The sequence below is a fragment of the Streptomyces purpurogeneiscleroticus genome, assembly GCF_020024005.1.
Taxonomy (GTDB): domain Bacteria; phylum Actinomycetota; class Actinomycetes; order Streptomycetales; family Streptomycetaceae; genus Streptomyces; species Streptomyces purpurogeneiscleroticus.
Map to the genome: position 1 here is coordinate 1 of NZ_NHSG01000126.1, position 18630 is coordinate 18630.

At 72.0% G+C, this 18630-nt stretch carries 15 protein-coding genes; 8 read left to right on the forward strand and 7 right to left on the reverse strand.

The window, feature by feature from the left end:
• The 3 genes from CCS38_RS06675 to ssd form a co-directional block, all read right to left on the reverse strand.
• Window positions 1-930, reverse strand: a 930-nt coding sequence (locus CCS38_RS06675) for a type II secretion system F family protein (RefSeq protein ID WP_223732267.1), incomplete at its 3' end; no start/stop codon positions are given.
• Complete coding sequence (locus CCS38_RS06680) at window positions 927-2207, reverse strand: TadA family conjugal transfer-associated ATPase (protein WP_263301775.1); 1281 nt, start codon at window positions 2205-2207, stop codon at window positions 927-929. The genes CCS38_RS06680 and CCS38_RS06675, both read right to left, overlap by 4 nt.
• A gap of 206 nt (window positions 2208-2413) precedes the next feature.
• Window positions 2414-3544 carry a septum site-determining protein Ssd gene (gene ssd, locus CCS38_RS06685; RefSeq protein WP_223732269.1) on the reverse strand — a complete coding sequence of 377 codons (1131 nt, stop codon included), beginning with the start codon at window positions 3542-3544 and terminating at the stop codon, window positions 2414-2416.
• Between the two features lie 466 nt (window positions 3545-4010).
• On the opposite strand from ssd, the gene CCS38_RS06690 reads away from it, so the two are divergent.
• On the forward strand, window positions 4011-4892 hold the full coding sequence (locus CCS38_RS06690; RefSeq protein ID WP_051831420.1) for an HAD-IB family hydrolase: 882 nt from the start codon (window positions 4011-4013) through the stop codon (window positions 4890-4892).
• Window positions 4893-5302: 410 nt separating this feature from the next.
• On the opposite strand, the gene CCS38_RS06695 is transcribed toward CCS38_RS06690, so the two are convergent.
• Window positions 5303-6124, reverse strand: a complete 822-nt coding sequence (locus CCS38_RS06695; protein ID WP_223732270.1) for a Fic family protein — start codon at window positions 6122-6124, stop codon at window positions 5303-5305.
• Window positions 6125-6225: 101 nt separating this feature from the next.
• Between CCS38_RS06695 and CCS38_RS06700 the strand changes: the two genes are divergently transcribed.
• The 7 genes from CCS38_RS06700 (at window position 6226) to CCS38_RS06730 (ending at window position 15620) form a co-directional block, all read left to right on the forward strand.
• Complete coding sequence (locus tag CCS38_RS06700; protein WP_223732271.1) at window positions 6226-7218, forward strand: ATP-binding protein; 993 nt, start codon at window positions 6226-6228, stop codon at window positions 7216-7218.
• A gap of 323 nt (window positions 7219-7541) precedes the next feature.
• Window positions 7542-9893 (forward strand): bifunctional SulP family inorganic anion transporter/carbonic anhydrase, encoded by a 2352-nt coding sequence (locus tag CCS38_RS06705; RefSeq protein WP_223732272.1) that lies wholly within the window; start codon window positions 7542-7544, stop codon window positions 9891-9893.
• Window positions 9894-10094: 201 nt separating this feature from the next.
• Complete coding sequence (acs, locus tag CCS38_RS06710) at window positions 10095-12056, forward strand: acetate--CoA ligase (RefSeq protein WP_223732273.1); 1962 nt, start codon at window positions 10095-10097, stop codon at window positions 12054-12056.
• 315 nt (window positions 12057-12371) lie between these two features.
• Entirely contained in the window at window positions 12372-13787 is a 1416-nt protein-coding gene (nhaA, locus tag CCS38_RS06715; RefSeq protein WP_223732274.1) for a Na+/H+ antiporter NhaA, read from the forward strand.
• A 42-nt stretch (window positions 13788-13829) separates the two neighbouring features.
• Window positions 13830-14312, forward strand: a complete 483-nt coding sequence (locus tag CCS38_RS06720; RefSeq protein ID WP_223732275.1) for a phage holin family protein — start codon at window positions 13830-13832, stop codon at window positions 14310-14312.
• Window positions 14309-15262, forward strand: a complete 954-nt coding sequence (locus CCS38_RS06725; RefSeq protein ID WP_030260125.1) for an alpha/beta fold hydrolase — start codon at window positions 14309-14311, stop codon at window positions 15260-15262. Before CCS38_RS06720 ends, CCS38_RS06725 begins: the two co-directional genes overlap by 4 nt.
• Before the next feature lie 160 nt (window positions 15263-15422).
• Window positions 15423-15620, forward strand: a complete 198-nt coding sequence (locus CCS38_RS06730; RefSeq protein ID WP_223732276.1) for a hypothetical protein — start codon at window positions 15423-15425, stop codon at window positions 15618-15620.
• 144 nt (window positions 15621-15764) lie between these two features.
• Here the strand turns inward: CCS38_RS06730 and CCS38_RS06735 are convergent, their stop codons facing one another.
• The 3 genes from CCS38_RS06735 to nth form a co-directional block, all read right to left on the reverse strand.
• Entirely contained in the window at window positions 15765-16964 is a 1200-nt protein-coding gene (locus CCS38_RS06735; RefSeq protein WP_223732277.1) for a MarP family serine protease, read from the reverse strand.
• A gap of 13 nt (window positions 16965-16977) precedes the next feature.
• The gene (locus CCS38_RS06740; protein ID WP_372457006.1) at window positions 16978-17757 is read right to left on the reverse strand and encodes an NUDIX hydrolase; all 780 of its coding nucleotides are present in this window, start codon (window positions 17755-17757) and stop codon (window positions 16978-16980) included.
• A 97-nt stretch (window positions 17758-17854) separates the two neighbouring features.
• Window positions 17855-18630: endonuclease III (nth, locus tag CCS38_RS06745; protein ID WP_223732278.1), on the reverse strand; the 776-nt coding region annotated here is incomplete at its 5' end.

The following is an 18630-nucleotide window of genomic DNA, read 5'->3' on the forward strand; positions in this document are numbered from 1 at the left end:
CGCACGGACGATGCGCCCCGTCCAGAGCACCCCCGCCCACTCCAGCAGCCCGCCGACCACCAGGCAGGCCCAGCCGACCGGCGTGTGCAGGAGCACCTGGAGCGGATCCGCTCCCAGCGCGCTGCCCATCAGCAGCCCGAAGGCCGGCAGGAGGGCGAGCATCAGGGCCGTCGTGCGGGCTCCCGCCAACTGTGCTTGCAGGTCCGCCCGTTGGTGCCGCTGTGCCCGGAGTCCTGCCGTGACGCGCTCGATGCCCGCGGCGAGGCCGACGCCGCCCTGCACGGCGACCTGCCAGCACGCGGCCACGCCCGTCAGCCCCTCCGCACCCGGCAGCCGCGCCGCCTCGCGCAGCGCACCCGGCACGTCCCCGCCGAACCGCGCCGCCGCCAGCACCGCGTCCCCCGCACAGCCCCATCCGGCCGGTCCTGCCCGGCCCTCCGCGCCGGCGAGCAGCAGGGCCTGTCCCGGTTGGCAGCCCGCACGGAGCTCGGCGGCGACCGCCGCGCAGAACGCGATCACGTCATCACGACGACGGTCGTGCTCCTGTTGCGCAGCGCGGCCGGTCAGCCGGCGGTGCGCGACCGGCACGGCCAGCGCCCCGAGAGCCACCGGCAACAACGACTGGCCCAGAAGACCCAGTACGGCTCCGATGGGCAGGCACCACAGGGCAGACCCCAGCCGCCCCGACCACGTCCCGCACCTGCGGACCGCTCGCTCGCCGTATGCCCCGCGCCGCCCGGTACGTGGCCGCTTCCCCGCACCCTGTCGCCGTACGGCAGGCCCGAGACCTGCGGCCTCACCGCCTGCCAGCAACAGCCGCGCGCGCCGCAAGGAGTTGTCCCGGCCGCCGGCCGTCCACAGTCCGGCCCCCGCGCACAGCAACGCCGCGCACACCGGCGTCATCGCGTCCGCCGCCACCTCCCCGCTCATGGCATGTCCCCGTTCACGTCGTCTCCCCCGTTCATGGCGCTTCCGCAGTGGCAGAGGGCGGCCAGGCGGGCCCAGCCCTCGGCCCGTCGGAAGCCGGCCGGATGCCAGACCGCGGCCGGCGTGGTGGTGACCAGGCCCGAGGGGGCGCGGTCGAGGACGTGGATCTCGGCGATGCGACGGTGGCCCGTGCGATCCCGTACGAGGTGCAGAACGACCGAGAGCGCGGCGGCCAACTGGCTGTGCAGAGCCGCGCGGTCCAGCCCGGCGGTCGAGCCGAGCGCCTCCAGCCTGGCCGGGACGTCGGCGGCGGCGTTCGCGTGCACAGTGCCGCAGCCTCCTTCGTGGCCCGTATTGAGCGCGGCCAGCAGGTCCGTCACCTCGGGGCCGCGCACCTCGCCCACCACCAGCCGGTCCGGACGCATGCGCAGCGCCTGGCGCACCAGATCCCGCAGCGTGACCAGGCCGACGCCCTCCTGGTTCGCCGGGCGGGTCTCCAGTCGTACGACGTGCGGGTGGTCGGGCCGCAGCTCCGCGGAGTCCTCGGCCAGGACGATCCGCTCGTCCCGCCCCACCAGGCCCAGCAGGGCGCTCAGCAGCGTGGTCTTGCCGCTGCCCGTGCCGCCGCTGACCAGGAAGGACAGCCGGGCGGCCAGGACCGACCGCAGCAGCCGGTCGCCGCCCGGCGGCACCGTGCCCGCCGCGACGAGCTCTTCCAGCGTGAACGCTTTCGGGCGCACCACCCGCAGCGAGAGACAGGTCGAGCCGACCGCCACAGGTGGGAGCACGGCGTGCAGACGGGTCCCGTCGGGCAGCCGCGCGTCCACCCAGGGATGCGCGTCGTCCAGGCGGCGCCCGGCCACCGCCGCCAGGCGCTGGGCGAGTCTGCGGACGGCCGCGGCATCGGGGAAGCGCACGTCCGTGCGCCGCAGTCCGCCGCCGCGGTCGACCCAGACCTCGTCGGGCGCGGTGACCAGCACGTCCGTCACCTCGGGTGCGGCGAGCAGCGGCTCAAGGGGGCCACTGCCGACCATTTCGGAGCGCAGCGCGGCCACGACGCCCAGCACCTCGGCATCGCCGAGCAGCCGCCCTTCCTCGCGCAGCGCCACGGCCACCCGGGCGGGCGTCGGCTCGGCACCGTCCCGGGCGAGTCTCTGGCGTACGGCCTCCAGGAGCCTGTCCCCCGCGCCACCGCGTGACCCGGTCCCCGGGCCGGGCGTGCCCGCCCCGGGCCCGGCACCGGACGGCTCCGCCACTCCGGCCGGAGTAGCCGCGCCCATCGGAGTAGCCACACCCACCGGATTTCCCGCGCCCACCGGATTCGCCGGGCCGGGCGCGCCCCTCAGTCCCGGAAGACCACGCGCCCCGGCGAGACCGCGCATCCCCATGAGGCCACGCGCTTCGATGAGCGCCGTGGAGCGGACCGAACCCCCGCTTCCGGCACCGGTGTCCCGCCGGGCTTCCTTCCTCATGCCACCGAACCCGTTCATGAGACGGCCCCCTCGCCGTCCTCCGACCGGGACTGCGCAGCCCCCGCCGTGCCCGAGGCCCGCTCCGCTCCGCCCAGCACCCGTCCCCAGAACTCCGTGCAGAACTGGGCCAGTGGTTCCCTCGCGTGCGCGCCCGGCGGGGCGCCGCGGGCGAGGGAGTCCGCGAGGTGCGGATCCCAGGGCGCGGTGCCGACCAGGGGCAGGGAGAGCAGCCGGGCCGGCTCGGTATCCGGCAGGCCGGGGCCCTGCGTTTCGCGTACGACCACGCGCAGATCGCGCAGGGTCGCCCGGGCAGGGACCGCGATGCGCCGGGCCGCCACCGTCGCGCGCAGTTCGGCGGGGACCAGCAGCAGTCCGACGTCGATCTGGGAGAGCGCTTCGGACACGGCTTCGTCGAGATGGCGCGGCAGGTCGACCACCACGACACCGCCGCGTCTGCGGGCCGCCGACATCACCGCGCGCATGGCCGGCGGCGGGATCGTGACCGAGTCCCCGCGGTCCCAGCTCAGGACGCGCAGCGAGTGGAGGTGCGGCAGGGACTCGGCCAGGGCGCCGCCGCCGACCCGGCCGCGGGACTCGGCGAAGGCGGGCCAGCGCAGCCCCTTCTCCCGCTCGCCGCCGAGCAGTACGTCGAGGCCGCCGCCCAGCGGGTCGGCGTCGATCAGTATCGTCCGGTGGCCCTCTCGCGCGGCGGTCACTGCCAGGGCGCAGGCGAGGGTGCTCGCGCCGGCGCCGCCCCGGCCGCCGAGCACACCCACCGTGAGGGCCGGCCGCCGGTCGCCCTCCACGGCGTCCGCGATCCGGTCGACCAGCCAGCTCTCGCCGTCCGGCAGTCCGAGGACGCGCTCGGCGCCGATCTCGACGGCCTGCTCCCATACGCGGGTGTCCTGCGGGTCCCGTCCGATGAGGACCACGCCCGCCCGGCGTCCGGTGCCCCACAGCCGGTGGACGCAGTCCTCCCCGACGATGACCAAGGGGGCCGTTTCCCAGCCCGCGGCCCGGGCGCTGCCTCCGTGCGCCACGGCCGGCACCGTGCCCGCCGCCGCGCAGAGTCTGAGGAGATCGTCGAGGAGACTTTCGTCCTCGGTGACGATCAACGGACCGGGCTCTTGCGGGCCCCGGTCCATACGATCCAAATCGTTGCTTCCGGCCACGTTCCGTCCCCCTGTCGCTACACAACTCGTACATCCGCGAACTTCGCGGACTTTCACGGTGCAGCGATCCGGAAAATCTCGTGGATCTTGGTCGAAAACTGTGGACAACTACTGAGGCTGTGAATATCCCGGTCACCTATACCAGCGACTATGGAAAACTTCCTGAGAGCAGTCCCCTGATTACGGTAAGTTACGAACGGCGGCCGCGACGGCGCGCGGCGGAAGATCGCCGAAGGAAGATCAGGAAGCAGGCCCCGGGGTCCGAAAACGGGTCCGGACATGCGACGACCCCCGCCGGGGGGAGAGCGGGGGTCGTCTCCACGGCCGACTCGGGGGGGGAGGAGCCGGGCCGGGTTAGCACGGTCGCGAACGATCCGTGACTTCCATGGTGTACCCGAGAGCCTTCTCAGGCAAACCCACGCGCCACACCTTACGCCGAATGGTGCCCCCCTATGCTCGCCTTGTGGAAAACCGAAGCTCGCTTCCTTCAGCACCGCACTCAGCGCCTCGGGCGGCCGCGTTCTTCGACCTGGACAAGACAGTCATTGCTAAGTCGAGCACGCTGACCTTCAGCAAGTCGTTCTACCGAGGTGGCCTGATCAATCGACGGGCCGCACTGCGCACCGCGTACACCCAGTTCGTCTTCCTGGCGGGCGGCGCGGACCACGACCAGATGGAGCGGATGCGGGAGTACCTCTCCGCGCTCTGCCGCGGGTGGGACGTGGCGCAGGTACGGGAGATCGTCGCCGAGACCCTCCACGACCTGATCGACCCGCTCATTTACGACGAGGCGGCGTCCCTCATCGAGGAGCACCACACCGCGGGCCGCGACGTCGTCATCGTCTCCACCTCGGGAGCCGAGGTGGTCGAGCCCATCGGCGAGCTGCTCGGCGCCGACCGGGTGGTGGCCACGCGCATGGTCGTCGGCGAGGACGGCCGCTTCACGGGAGAGATCGAGTACTACGCCTACGGCCCCACCAAGGCCGAGGCGATCCGGGAGCTCGCCGCCTCCGAGGGGTACGACCTCGCGCGCTGCTACGCGTACAGCGACTCGGCGACCGATGTCCCGATGCTGGAGACCGTCGGCCACCCGCACGCGGTCAACCCCGACCGGGCGCTGCGCCGGGAGGCCGCGGCCCGCGGCTGGCCGACGCTGACCTTCAACCGGCCGGTGCGCCTGAAGCAGCGGATCCCGTCGCTCGCCATGCCGCCGCGGCCGGCGCTGGTCGCCGTCGCGGTGGGCGCGGCCGCCGCCACAGCGGGTCTGGTCTGGTACGCCAGCCGGCGGCGCGGCACGCCGGCGCGCGCCCTCTCCGCCTGAGGCGAGTCCCCCACGCGCGCCCCTCAGCCGGGGCCGGGCCCCTACAGACGCCCGAATCACCCCCGTTTGAAGGCAAAAGTAAAGATGTGCGGCGAGGGGTTCCGCTTACCGGACAGCAGGAGTACAAAGGAATTAACGGCCCGCGAGACCAAGGATTCTCCGAGAGGAGCACCTTCAACGCAGGTAGGCCCCACGGACCGAGCATGAACGTCGGGCACCCACGCGACGCCGACCCGTCGATTACGGGCCAGCCGCACCAGGTAAGGACAAAGTCTCCGACCTGTCGGCAACTATCGTGCACGCATTGGTAACCCGGCGGGAGTGCAATGCGGCGGTACCGAGCAGGACCAGGTACCGCCGCAACCCTTGTCCGGGCCTCTGAAGGTCCGTGAGCCGCCCGGAGGCCCGTACTACGCAGCGCCTCGCTGGAGCGCCTCACAGACCGCCATGCTCTCGCGTGCGCCCAGCTCCACCGCGCGCCCGCAGTGGGCGATCCAGGCCGCCATCCCCTCCGGGGTGCCGGACACGTAGTTCTCCAGCGCCGCGACGTACGCCGCCCGGCCCAGCTCCGCGTGGCCGACCTCCGACGGAGAGATCGACTTCGGGTCGAGGCCGCTGCCGACCAGGACGATACGTTCCGCCGTGCGCGCCACCAGGCCGTTGCAGGACCCGAAGGGCCGCAGCGCGAGCAGTTCACCGTGCACCACCGCAGCCATGACCAGCGCCGGTGCCTTGGTGCCGGACAGCAGCAGGCGGACCAGCCCGTCCAGCCGGCCGGCCACCTCGTCGGCGTCCGGGAGCGGCAGCTCGATCAGCGGCTCGTCCACCGGCTCGCCCACCAGCCGGGGCCGGCCCACGCTCTCATCGGGCGCGTCGCCGCCCGCCGCAACCAGGTGCAGCCGGGCCAGCACCCGAAGCGGCGACTGCCGCCACACACTGAGGAGCTGCCCCGCCTCGGCCGACAGCCGCAGGGCTGCCCCCACGGTGCGCTCCTCGCCGTCGCCACTGAAGTCCGTGCGCCTGCGCACCTCTTCCAGCGCCCAGTCGGCGCCGGACAGCGCCGCCGAGCCGCGCGCGCTGCGCAGGGCCGCCTCCGCTGTGACCTCATTGCTGCGGCGCCGCATGATCCGGTGCCCGTAGACCCGGTCGATGCTCTTGCGTACGGAGTCCACGCTGTCGGCGACTCCGGGGAGCGAGGCGAGGGTCGCGAGCGGGTCGGCTGTCGTACTCATGGGGACGACCCTACGCACCACAAGGGCACACCCCTCGTTGGAGTGGTCTTCTTCACGTAAACCTCTAACTCAAGGCGATTTCGCAATTACGCTTCGTGAACATGAAGATCGCTTTCGTGGGCAAGGGCGGCAGTGGCAAGACCACGCTGTCCTCGCTGTTCATCCGTCACCTCGCCGCCACCGTCACGCCCGTGATCGCGGTGGACGCCGATATCAACCAGCACCTGGGGGCCGCACTCGGCCTCGATGAGGACCAGGCCGCCGCGCTCCCCGCGATGGGCGCCCATCTCCCGCTCATCAAGGACTACTTGCGGGGCGACAACCCGCGCATCGCGTCCGCCGACACGATGATCAAGACAACGCCCCCGGGCGCGGGCTCGCGGCTGCTGCGGGTCGTCGAGGACAACCCGGTGTACGCCGCCTGCGCACGGGACGTGCGCCTCGACGACCGCACGGTCCGGCTGCTGGCCACAGGGCCGTTCACCGAGTCCGACCTCGGCGTGGCCTGCTACCACTCCAAGGTGGGCGCCGTGGAGCTGTGCCTGAACCACCTCGTGGACGGCCGGGAGGAGTACGTGGTCGTCGACATGACGGCCGGCTCGGACTCGTTCGCCTCCGGGATGTTCACCCGATTCGACCTGACCTTCCTGGTGGCCGAGCCGACCCGTAAGGGCGTCGCCGTGTACCGCCAGTACAAGGAGTACGCGCGCGACTTCGGTGTCGAGCTGAAGGTGGTCGGCAACAAGGTGCAGGGGCCGGACGACCTCGCCTTCCTGCGGGAGCAGGTGGGTGACGACCTGCTGGTGACTGTCGGCCATTCCGACTGGGTGCGCGCCATGGAGAAGGGCAGGCCCGCGCCCTTCGTGGAGCTGGAGAGCGCCAACCACGAGGCGCTGCGCACGCTGCACACGGCTGCCGACGCCGCGTACGAAGGGCGCGACTGGGAGCGCTACACCCGGCAGATGGTGCACTTCCACCTGAAGAACGCCGAGAGCTGGGGCAACAGCAAGACCGGGGCCGACCTGACGTCCCAGGTGGACCCCGGATTCGTTCTCTCCGAGGGCATGGCCACGACCGCACCCCAGCCCGCCTGACGAGTCGTACGGCGGCCCGCACCAGGTGCCTGCCGGCCGATGCGTCACAGGGGCCGGGCCCGCGGACCGATACCGCGCCCGGCCCCGGGGTAAACACACGCGCCGCGACCGCCCCCGCATTCACCTGATGGATGGAACCGCCAGCTCATTTGCCCGTTCTGGCTTCTTTGCGACCTGGTGCGACATTACGATTCCTTTACCGAATCTGGAGAGTCACCGGACCGTCACTCACCGCGACGTACCCCGGCCGGCTCAGCCCGCAGTACACCGCCGCCCACGACCGCGCCCCGTAGCGCGGCCGCGTCGCCCCGGAGGAGACGGGAATGCCGCAGCCTCACGCCCCCGAGCCGGCCCCACCGGGGTCCCAGGACCCCCAGCACACACAGCAGGACCACGACCGCCAACGGCCCTCCGGAAAACCGTCCGGGCCCTTCCGCCATCTCTCACCGGGGGCCTGGCGCCGCGACCTCGGCGCCTCCTTCGTCATCTTCCTGATCGCCATCCCCCTCTCGCTCGGCATCGCACTGGCCACGGGTGCGCCGCCGCAGGCCGGGCTCATCGCCGCGGCCGTGGGCGGTCTCGTCGCCGGTCTGCTCGGCGGCGCCCCGCTCCAGGTCAGCGGCGCCGCCACCGGCCTCCTCATCGTCACCGCCGACCTCGTGCAGCGGTACGGCTGGCCGGCGACCTGCGCCATCACGGTGCTGGCCGGACTAATCCAGCTCGCCCTGGGTGCACTCCGGGTGGCCCGCGCGGCCCTCGCCATCAGCCCGGCGATCGTCCACGGCATGCTCGCCGGCATCGGCGTGACCATCGCGCTCGGTCAGCTGCACGTCGTGCTCGGCGGCGGCGCGCACAGTTCCTCGCTCACCAACATCGCGGAGCTGCCGGGCCAGTTGGCGGGCCTGCACGGCGCTTCGGTACTGATCGCCGCGGTCACCGTCGCCGTCCTGGCTGGCTGGACGCGTCTGCCCGGGCGTGTGGGGCACACACTGCGCAGGATTCCCTCGCCGCTGCCCGCGGTCGCCGTGGCCACCGCCCTGAGCGCGGGCTTCACGGTGCCCCGGGTCGACCTGCCCTCGTGGCACGTACCGACGCTGCCCGCGCTCCCGGACACGCCCCTGCTGGGCCTGACCGCCGCCGTCCTGACGGTCACGCTCGTGGCGAGCATGGAGTCGTTGCTGTCGGCCGTCGCGGTCGACAAGCTGGCCACCGAACAGCCCGGCCCCGGTCCCGCCCCCACCCACCTGGACCGCGAGCTGACCGGCCAGGGGGCGTCGAACGTCGTCTCCGGACTGCTGGGCGGCCTGCCGATCGCCGGCGGCGCGATGCGCGGCTCGGCGAACGTGAAGGCCGGCGCGACGGGGCGCGCGTCGACGGTGCTGCACGGCGTGTGGGTGGTGCTCTGCGCCGGGCTCTTCGCCGGCGCGCTGGAGCTGATCCCGCTGGCCGCGCTCGCCGCCCTGGTGATGCTCGTCGGCGTACGGATGGTGAGCTTCGCGCACATCCGGCACGTCCAGCGGCATCGCGAGTTCCCGGTCTACGCCATCACGCTGGGCGGCGTGGTGGTCTTCGGGGTGCTGCAGGGGGTGGGACTGGGCATCGCCGTCGCCGTCTTCCTGGCGCTGCGCCGGCTCACCCACACCCGCGTCTCCGTCATCAAGGACGACGGTCGGCACCGGGTGCGCGTCAGCGGCCAGTTGACGTTCCTGGCCGTGCCGCGGCTGACCCGGGCGCTCGCCCAGGTGCCCGCGACGGCACCCGCGGTGATCGAGCTGTACGGCTCGTTCATGGATCACGCCGCCTTCGAGGCGCTGCAGTCCTGGACGAGCGCCCACCGGGCTCGCGGCGGCGAGGTCACGCTGGGCGGGCGCGGCGGCAGGCCGATCGGGGAGCCGGCCGGCACGCACGCCTGCCGCCCCTGGACCCCGTGGCGCAACCATCACTGCACCCGGACGGCGCGGCCCGCCGGCAGGGCCGAAAGGCAGCTCCTGGGAGGCGGCCAGCTGCTCGGCGGGGTCAGCGCGTTCCAGCGGCATACGGCACCACTGGTACGCGAGGAGCTGGCGCGGCTCGCCCGGGAGGGCCAGCGGCCCACCAACCTCTTCCTGACCTGCGCCGATTCCCGTCTCGTCACGAGCATGATCACGTCGAGCGGCCCGGGCGACCTCTTCACGGTGCGCAACATCGGCAATCTGATGCCGCCGCCGGGCACGGAGGCCGCCTGCGACTCCGTGGGCGCCGCCATCGAGTACGCCGTCGAGGTACTGAAGGTCGGCTCGATCACCGTGTGCGGGCATTCGGGCTGCGGCGCGATGCAGGCGCTCCTCGGCTCGGACCGCCACGAGCCCGGCGCGCGGACTCCGCTCGCACGCTGGCTGCGCCACGGCCGCCCCAGCCTGGCCCGGATGGCACGGCCCGAAGGCGCGGACGTCAGCCTGGCCGACCGGCCTGTCGCCGACGACCTGGAGCGCCTGGCGCTCGTCAATGTCATGCAGCAGCTCGATCACCTGATGTCGCATCACTGCGTGGCCCGCCGGGTGGCCGAGGGTTCGCTGTCGCTGCACGGCATGTACTTCCACGTCGGCGAGGCGCAGACGTACGTACTGGAGCACGGCTCGGGCCGTTTCTCGGCCGTACGGCCCGAAGCAACGCCGGTCGCCCCGGTCACGGCGTAGTGCGACACGGGGGCGACTCGCGGGGGCGTCTGTGACCTGCGGCGACGCCCCCACTCCGTCAACTCCCTTGCCCAATTGACCCGGAAGGTTGATGATCATGTAAAGGTCTACACCAATTTTTATCAACAGCCCTTGTCAGGGCGGCCATCGGCTGATGAGCTATGGCCGGGACAACCGGACGCCCTGAGACTGGGAGATGCCGTGAGCAACGAAAGCCTGGCCAACCTGATGAAGGAGGAGCGGCGGTTCGCACCGCCCGCCGATCTGGCTGCCGACGCCAATGTCAAGGCGGTGGCGTACGAGCAGGCCGGGGCGGACCGGCTGGGCTTCTGGGCCGAGCAGGCGAAGCGTCTGACCTGGGACACCGAGCCCACCCAGACGCTGGACTGGTCCAACGCGCCGTTCGCGAAGTGGTTCGCCGACGGCAAGCTCAACGTCGCGTACAACTGCGTCGACCGGCATGTGGAGAACGGCCTGGGCGACCGGGTGGCCATCCACTTCGAGGGTGAGCCCGGCGACACCCGGGCCATCACCTACGCCGAGCTGCAGCGCGAGGTCTCCAAGGCGGCCAACGCACTGACCGCGCTGGGCGTCGAGGCCGGCGACCGGGTCGCGATCTACCTGCCGATGATCCCGGAGACGGTCATCGCCATGCTGGCCTGCGCCCGGCTGGGCGCGCCGCACTCGGTGGTCTTCGGCGGCTTCTCCGCAGACGCGCTGGCCACCCGCATCAAGGACGCGGACGCCCGCGTCGTGATCACCTCCGACGGTGGTTACCGCCGCGGCAAGCCCTCCGCGCTCAAGCCCGCCGTCGACGAGGCCCTGACCAAGCCCGGCACGGAGAACGTCCGCAACGTCCTCGTGGTCCGCCGCACCGGCCAGGACACCGCCTGGATGGAGGGCCGCGACGTCTGGTGGCACGACCTCGTCGACCAGCAGAGCGACCAGCACACCCCGCAGGCGTTCGACGCCGAGCACCCGCTGTTCATCCTGTACACCTCGGGCACGACCGGTAAGCCCAAGGGCATCCTGCACACCACGGGCGGCTACCTCACCCAGGTCTCCTACACCCACCACGCGGTCTTCGACCTCAAGCCGGAGACCGACGTCTACTGGTGCACCGCCGACGTCGGCTGGGTGACCGGCCACTCGTACATCACCTACGGCCCGCTTTCGAACGGCGCGACCGAGGTGCTCTACGAGGGCACGCCCGACACCCCGCACCAGGGCCGCTGGTGGGAGATCGTCCAGAAGTACGGCGTGACGATCCTGTACACGGCGCCGACCGCGATCCGCGCCAGCATGAAGTGGGGCGACGACATCCCCGCCAAGTTCGACCTGTCGAGCCTGCGCGTGCTGGGCTCGGTCGGCGAGCCGATCAACCCCGAGGCGTGGATCTGGTACCGCAAGCACATCGGCGGCGACCGGACGCCCGTCGTGGACACCTGGTGGCAGACCGAGACCGGCGGCATCATGCTCAGCCCACTGCCCGGCGTCACGACGGCCAAGCCGGGCTCCGCGCAGGTCCCGCTGCCGGGCATCGCGGCGACCGTCGTCGACGACGACGCGAACGAGGTGCCGGACGGCGCCGGCGGCTACCTGGTCCTGACCGAGCCCTGGCCGTCCATGCTGCGCACCATCTGGGGCGACGACCAGCGCTACCTCGACACGTACTGGTCCCGCTTCGAGGGCAAGTACTTCGCGGGCGACGGCGCGAAGAAGGACGAGGACGGCGACATCTGGCTGCTGGGCCGGGTGGACGACGTCATGCTCGTGTCCGGCCACAACATCTCCACCACCGAGGTCGAATCCGCGCTGGTCTCGCACCCGAAGGTGGCCGAGGCGGCCGTCGTGGGCGCCACTGACCCGCAGACGACCCAGTCCATCTGCGCCTTCGTGATCCTGCGCGGCGGCGCCGAGCAGGACGAGGCGCTGGTGAACGAGCTGCGGGCGCATGTCGCGCAGAGCCTGGGCCCGATCGCCAAGCCGAAGCGCATCCTGCCGGTCGCGGAGCTGCCCAAGACCCGCTCCGGCAAGATCATGCGCCGGCTGCTGCGCGACGTCGCGGAGAACCGTGACCTGGGCGACGTCTCGACCCTGACCGACTCCTCGGTCATGGAGCTGATCCAGACCCAGCTGCCGAGCGCGCCGAGCGAGGACTGACCGGTACGCATCACTGAGGGCGCCCCGCCGTGCACCGGCGGGGCGCCCCTCTGCGTGCGCGAGCAGGTCGGGAGCCGGGGCGCGCGCCGGAGTGCCGGGCAGGATCGCGCGCCGGAGGATCGGCTGTCCCGCGCCGGAGCGCCCACCCCTGCCGCACCCCACGCGACCTACCGCCCCATATGCCCCTAATGTGAAGATCGCTGGATCGTTCCTGCACCACCCGGTAGAGTGAAGAACGCGTCAAGAAACGCGCGAAACGAACTGGGTGCGCCGGGAAGTCTGGTCGGCAACTGCAACAGCCATGCACAGCTGCCGATGCCCGGAGGTCCCCGCGTGAACTCGCCCACCCCCCGCCGTTCCGTCTTCCTCGGGCGGATGTCCCTGCCCGAGCGGAACTACCTCGCGGACCTCCTCCGTACGGAGACCGTGGGCGGTGTCCTGCTGCTGGTGGCGGCGGTGGTCGCGCTCCTCTGGGCCAACACCCCGCTCGGCGACAGCTACGAGGCGGTCCGCAGCTTCCACATCGGCCCGGCCTCCCTCGGCCTGGACCTCTCGATACAGCACTGGGCGGCCGACGGCCTGCTGGCGGTCTTCTTCTTCGTGGCCGGTATCGAGCTCAAGCGCGAGCTGGTCGCGGGCGAGCTGCGCGACCCCAAGGCCGCGGCGCTGCCCGTCGTCGCCGCGCTGTGCGGCATGGTCATGCCCGCGGTCGTCTACACCGTCGTCAACACGACGGGCGGTGGCTCACTGGACGGCTGGGCCGTCCCGACCGCGACGGACATCGCCTTCGCGCTGGCCGTCCTGGCCGTCATCGGTACGTCGCTGCCGTCCGCGCTGCGCGCCTTTCTGCTGACCCTGGCCGTCGTCGACGACCTCTTCGCCATCCTGATCATCGCGGTCTTCTTCACCTCCACGATCAACTTCTGGGCGCTCGGCGGCGCCGTGCTGGGCCTCGCGGTCTTCTACGTACTGCTGCGCAAGGGCGTCCGGGGCTGGTACGTGTACGTACCGCTCGCCCTGGTCATCTGGGGTCTGATGTACAACAGCGGCGTGCACGCGACCATCGCGGGCGTCGCGATGGGGCTCATGCTCCGCTGCTACCGGCGCGAGGGCGAGCCGCACTCCCCCGGCGAGCACATCGAGCACCTCGTGCGCCCCCTGTCGGCCGGTCTCGCCGTACCGCTGTTCGCCCTCTTCTCGGCCGGTGTGTCCGTCTCCGGCGGCGCGCTGCACGACGTCTTCACCAAGCCGGAGACGCTTGGCGTGGTGCTCGGCCTGGTCCTCGGCAAGGCCGTCGGGATCTTCGGCGGTACCTGGCTGACCACCCGCCTGACCAGGGCCACACTCAACCCGGACCTCAAGTGGCCGGACGTGTTCGCGGTATCGGCACTGGCCGGCATCGGCTTCACGGTCTCGCTGCTCATCGGCGAGCTGGCGTTCTCCTCGGACCCGGTGCTCACCGACGAGATCAAGGCCGCCGTACTGACCGGGTCGCTGATAGCCGCCGTACTGGCCACGGTGCTGCTGAAGATCCGCAACGCCAAGTACCGGCGGCTGTACGAGGAGGAGACCCGGGACGAGGACCTCGACGGCATCCCGGACATCTACGAGGAGGGCACCCCGGCGTACCACCTACGGATGGCCGCCCTCCTCGAAGCGAAGGCGGCCGAACACCGACGACGGGCCGAGGTGGCCGCCGCCCCCGACTCCGGGCAGGATGGTCCGGCATGATCTGAGGGGTAATCACCAGGAGACAGAGAACGGGAGCAGTCGATGAGCACAGCAGACGACGGCGCGGACCGCGGCGCGGACCGCAGCCTCGGACAGCTGGTGGCCCACGCCACCACCGAAGTGTCCGCACTGGTGCACGACGAAATCGCACTGGCCAAGGCCGAGCTGCGGAACGACGTGAAGCGGGCCGGTGTCGGCGGGCTGGCCGGCGGGGCGGCGGCCATCGTGCTGCTCTTCTCCCTGCCGATGCTCAGCTTCGCGCTGGCCTACGGCATCCAGGCGTGGAGCGGCTGGCACCTCTCGGTCTGCTTCCTGCTCTCCTTCGCGGCCAACGTCCTGGTCGCCGGGCTGCTCGGCCTGATCGCGCTGGTGTTCTTCAAGAAGGCCAAGGCGGGCAAGGGTCCGCAGAAGACCGTCGCCTCTGCCAAGCAGACGGCGGCCGTCCTGGGGAACGTCAAGCCGCACCCGCGCCAGTCTGTGGAGGAGCACCCGGCGGTCGAGAGTGTGACACGCTCGGCCGTATGACGGCTTCCGAATCCTCGCCGGCTCCCTCGCCCGCATCGGTCCTGCGACTCGGCGTCCCCGGCGGCCATGAGGTGACGCACCGGGACGTCGCGGCCAACGGTGCGCGCTTCCACATCGCCGAGATGGGCGACGGGCCGCTGGTACTGCTGCTGCACGGCTTCCCGCAGTTCTGGTGGACCTGGCGGTACCAGCTGCCCGCGCTCGCCGAGGCGGGCTTCCGGGCGGTGGCGATGGACCTGCGGGGCGTGGGCGGCAGCGACCGCACGCCCCGCGGCTACGACCCGGCCAACCTCGCGCTGGACATCACCGGCGTGGTGCGCTCGCTCGGCGAGCCGGACGCCGCGCTGGTCGGGCACGATCTGGGCGGCTATCTGGCCTGGACGGCCGCGGTGATGCGGCCCAAGCTCGTACGGCGGCTCGCGGTCGCCTCGATGCCGCACCCCCGCCGCTGGCGCTCGGCCATGCTCTCCGACGCCAAGCAGAGCCGCCGGTCCTCGCACATCTGGAGCTTCCAGCGGCCCTGGCTGCCCGAGCGAGCACTGGTGGCCGACGACGCGGCGCTGGTGGGACGGCTGATCCGGGACTGGTCCGGGCCCCGGCTGCCCGAGGACGAAGCGGTCGAGGCGTACCGCAAGGCCATGACGATCCCGTCCACGGCGCACTGCTCGATCGAGCCGTACCGCTGGATGGTGCGGTCGATGGCGCGGCCGGACGGGATCCAGTTCAACCGCCGGATGAAGTGGCCCGTACGAGTGCCGACACTGCACCTGCACGGTTCGCTCGACCCGGTGATGCGTACCCGCAGCGCGGCCGGCTCCGGGGAGTACGTCGAAGCGCCCTACCGCTGGCGTCTCTTCGACGGTCTGGGGCACTTCCCCCACGAGGAGGATCCGGTCGCCTTCACCACCGAGCTCATCAACTGGCTGAAGGATCCCGAGCCGGACCGGTGACCTCGCGGCTTGCCCGTCACCGGTGCGCCGGAAGCCGGCGTGACGCTCCGCAGAACGGCGGGGAACGTGCGTTTGTCGAACAGCCACTTGCCTCGCGCATAGGCCAATTGACCGACACCGGTGCGGTTACGGACCGCGGGGCACGGGCAGAGTCGAGGGTATGGGCTGGACGCACGACTACCGTGACGTGGCACGCAACCGCCGCAGCAATGCCGCTGCGCTGGGCACCAAGGAGAGGAGCGCCCCGGACCTCCGGGCGGGCGGACCTCATGCGCTCGCCGACCCACTCGGCATTCCGCGCATCCTGCGCCGCCGTGCGCGCTGGATGACCGCGCGGCTCCGCCATCCGCGGAACTGACCCCACTGTCCCGGGCCACGCCGCCTGAAGCGGCCGCGCCGCCGGAAGCCCGCAGGACGGGCTCACAGGGCGGCGGACGCTCCGCGCCATGCCTGGGCACCCGGAGACCCCGGGGAGCCCTCGCAGCCGCCCCGGGGCCCCTTCTCACATCGCGCAGCCCTGGCTGTCGACCGGTCGCTGGGCCGTACGGCCCCGCTCGATGTCCGTGCGGACCTCGTCGGCCGTCAGGGCGTAGCCCGTCCTGTCGTCGTCGAGGGACTTGGCGAACACCACGCCGTAGACCTCGCCGTCAGGGGTGAGCAGCGGGCCGCCGGAGTTGCCCTGCCGGACCGTGGCGTAGAGGGAGTACACATCGCGCGCGACCGTGCCGTGGTGGTAGATGTCCGGGCCGTTGGCCTGGATACGGCCGCGAACGCGGGCCGAGCGGACGTCGTAGCCGCCGTTCTCCGGGAAGCCGGCGACGATGGCGCTGTTGCCGCTGCGCGCGTCCTGGTCGGTGAAGCGGAGCGGGCGCGCCTGCAGATCGGGTACGTCCAGTACGGCGATGTCCCGCCGCCAGTCGTAGAGCACGACCTTGGCGTCGTAGACCCGGCCCCGGCCGCCGATCTGTACGGTCGGGTCGGACACGCCGCCGACGACGTGCGCGTTGGTCATGACGCGGTGCGGCGCGAAGACGAAGCCGCTGCCTTCGAGGACCTTGGCGCAGCTGGTGGCCGTGCCGACGACCTTCACGATGGACTGCTGCGCGCGGGCCGCCACCGGGCTGCCGGCCAGCGCCGGGTCGGGCGGCCGCACTTCCTGGATCGGCTCGTTCGAGAACGGCGTGAAGACCTGCGGGAAGCCGTTCTGTGCCAGTACCGAGGAGAAGTCGGCGAACCAGGTGTCGGCCTGCGCCGGGATCACCCGGGACACGCCGAGCAGCACCTTGGAGTTGCGTACCTCCTTGCCCAGCGTCGGCAGGGACGTGCCCGCCAGGGCCGACCCGATCAGCCAGGCCACCAGCAGCATCGCCACGACGTTCACCAGCGCGCCGCCCGTCGCGTCCAGGGCGCGCGCCGGTGACCAGGTGATGTACCGCCGGAGCTTGTTGCCCAGGTGGGTGGTGAGCGCCTGTCCCACCGAGGCGCACACGATCACGATGGCGACCGCCGCGATGGCGGCGAAGGAGCCCGGTGTGGCGTCATCGGTCACTTCGTTCCAGATCACGGGCAACAGAAGGACCGCGATCAGACCGCCGCCGAGGAACCCGATCACGGACAGGATGCCGACGACGAAACCTTGGCGATAACCGACGACCGCGAACCACACGGCGGCGACCAACAGCAGGATGTCCAGGACGTTCACGCCCGCCACCGTCTCACGAGCGCCAGTCGAGCGGGACCTGCTTGTCCCGGTCCCAGGGCACTTCCCACCCCGCGTAATGCAGGATGCGGTCGATGAGACCGGCCGTGAAACCCCAGACCAGCGCCCCCTCGACGGTGAAGGCCGGGCCGACGTGGCCACTCGGATGGCGGGTCGTCACGCGGTGCGCCGGGTCCGTGAGATCGGCCACGGGGACCGTGAACACCCGGGCCGTCTCGGCCTGGTCGACCGCGCCGACCGGGCTGGGCTCGCGCCACCAGCCGAGCACCGGCGTCACCACGAAGCCGCTGACCGGGATGTAGAGCCGGGGCAGGACACCGAAGAGCTGCACACCGGACGGGTCCAGGCCGGTCTCCTCCCACGCCTCGCGCAGCGCGGCCCGCAGCGGACCGTCACCCTCCGGATCGCCGTCCTCCGGGTCCAGCGAGCCGCCGGGGAAGGACGGCTGGCCCGCGTGCGAGCGCAGCGTCCCGGCACGCTCCATGAGGAGCAGCTCCGGGCCGCGGGCACCCTCCCCGAAGAGGATCAGCACGGCGGACTGCCGGCCGCCGGTCGCGGGCGGCAGAAAGCGGCTCAGCTGCTGCGGCCGGACCGTCGCCGCCGCGTCGGCCACCGGGCGCAGCCACTCCGGCAGGCCGTCGGTGGTGACCCGGATGTCCCGGGCGGCCGCCCCCGTGCCGGCCGCCCGGGCTCCGTACGCCCCCTGTCCGTCCGTCTGCTGTCCGTACGCGTCCTGGCCGCACATCCCCTGCGCCGTCTCCTGTGCTCTCGTCATACGCGCCCCCTCAGGCCCTCTTTGCGATGGTCACCGACGTACCGGGTGATGGTCACCGACGTACCGGCCCCGGGGCCGTCCTGGTGTCATCCGCGTGTCATCCGGCCCCCAACGGAGGCGCGGGCTCGCCGGGATAGCCGGCCGGGGGCCGCAGCCGCTGTCCCGGCTTGCCGCCCATCTCGTACTTGAGCAGCTTCCTGGCCTTCTCCGGGTCCGTCTCGCCCTCGCCGTACGACGGGCACAGCGGCGCGATGGGGCACGCGCCGCAGGCGGGCTTGCGGGAGTGGCAGACGCGGCGGCCGTGGAAGATCAGACGGTGCGAGAGCATCGTCCACTCGCTCTTCGGGAAGATCTCGGCGATCTCCGCCTCGACCTTCTCCGGGTCCTCCTGGGCGGTCCAGCCGAAGCGGCGGACCAGCCGCCCGAAGTGCGTGTCGACCGTGAGCCCCGGAACGCCGAAGGCGTTGCCGAGCACGACGTTGGCGGTCTTGCGGCCGACGCCCGGCAGGGTCACCAGGTCCTCCAGCCGGCCCGGCACCTCGCCGCCGAACCGGTCGCGCAGCGCGACCGAGAGGCCGAGCAGCGACCTCGCCTTCGCCCGGAAGAAGCCGGTCGGACGGATCAGCTCCTCCAGCGCCTCGGGGTCGGCGGCGGCCATGTCCTCGGGCGTCGGATACGCGGCGAAGAGGGCCGGAGTGGTCTGGTTGACCCGCAGGTCGGTGGTCTGGGCCGACAGGACCGTGGCGACCAGCAGCTCGAAGGAGTTACGGAAGTCCAGCTCGGGGTGGGCGTACGGATACACCTCGGCGAGCTCGCGGTTCATCCGGCGGGCGCGGCGGACCATGGCGACGCGGGACTCGGGCTTCCGGGGGG

Bases quoted from the DNA above. Each gene is read 5' to 3' on its own strand.
- CCS38_RS06680 (WP_263301775.1), bottom strand. From the start codon at position 2,207: ATGGGCGCGGCTACTCCGGCCGGAGTGGCGGAGCCGTCCGGTGCCGGG.
- ssd (WP_223732269.1), bottom strand. From the start codon at position 3,544: ATGGACCGGGGCCCGCAAGAGCCCGGTCCGTTGATCGTCACCGAGGAC.
- CCS38_RS06690 (WP_051831420.1), top strand. From the start codon at position 4,011: ATGGTGCCCCCCTATGCTCGCCTTGTGGAAAACCGAAGCTCGCTTCCT.
- CCS38_RS06695 (WP_223732270.1), bottom strand. From the start codon at position 6,124: ATGAGTACGACAGCCGACCCGCTCGCGACCCTCGCCTCGCTCCCCGGA.
- CCS38_RS06700 (WP_223732271.1), top strand. From the start codon at position 6,226: ATGAAGATCGCTTTCGTGGGCAAGGGCGGCAGTGGCAAGACCACGCTG.
- CCS38_RS06705 (WP_223732272.1), top strand. From the start codon at position 7,542: ATGCCGCAGCCTCACGCCCCCGAGCCGGCCCCACCGGGGTCCCAGGAC.
- nhaA (WP_223732274.1), top strand. From the start codon at position 12,372: ATGCCCGGAGGTCCCCGCGTGAACTCGCCCACCCCCCGCCGTTCCGTC.
- CCS38_RS06720 (WP_223732275.1), top strand. From the start codon at position 13,830: ATGAGCACAGCAGACGACGGCGCGGACCGCGGCGCGGACCGCAGCCTC.
- CCS38_RS06725 (WP_030260125.1), top strand. From the start codon at position 14,309: ATGACGGCTTCCGAATCCTCGCCGGCTCCCTCGCCCGCATCGGTCCTG.
- CCS38_RS06730 (WP_223732276.1), top strand. From the start codon at position 15,423: ATGGGCTGGACGCACGACTACCGTGACGTGGCACGCAACCGCCGCAGC.
- CCS38_RS06740 (WP_372457006.1), bottom strand. From the start codon at position 17,757: ATGACGAGAGCACAGGAGACGGCGCAGGGGATGTGCGGCCAGGACGCG.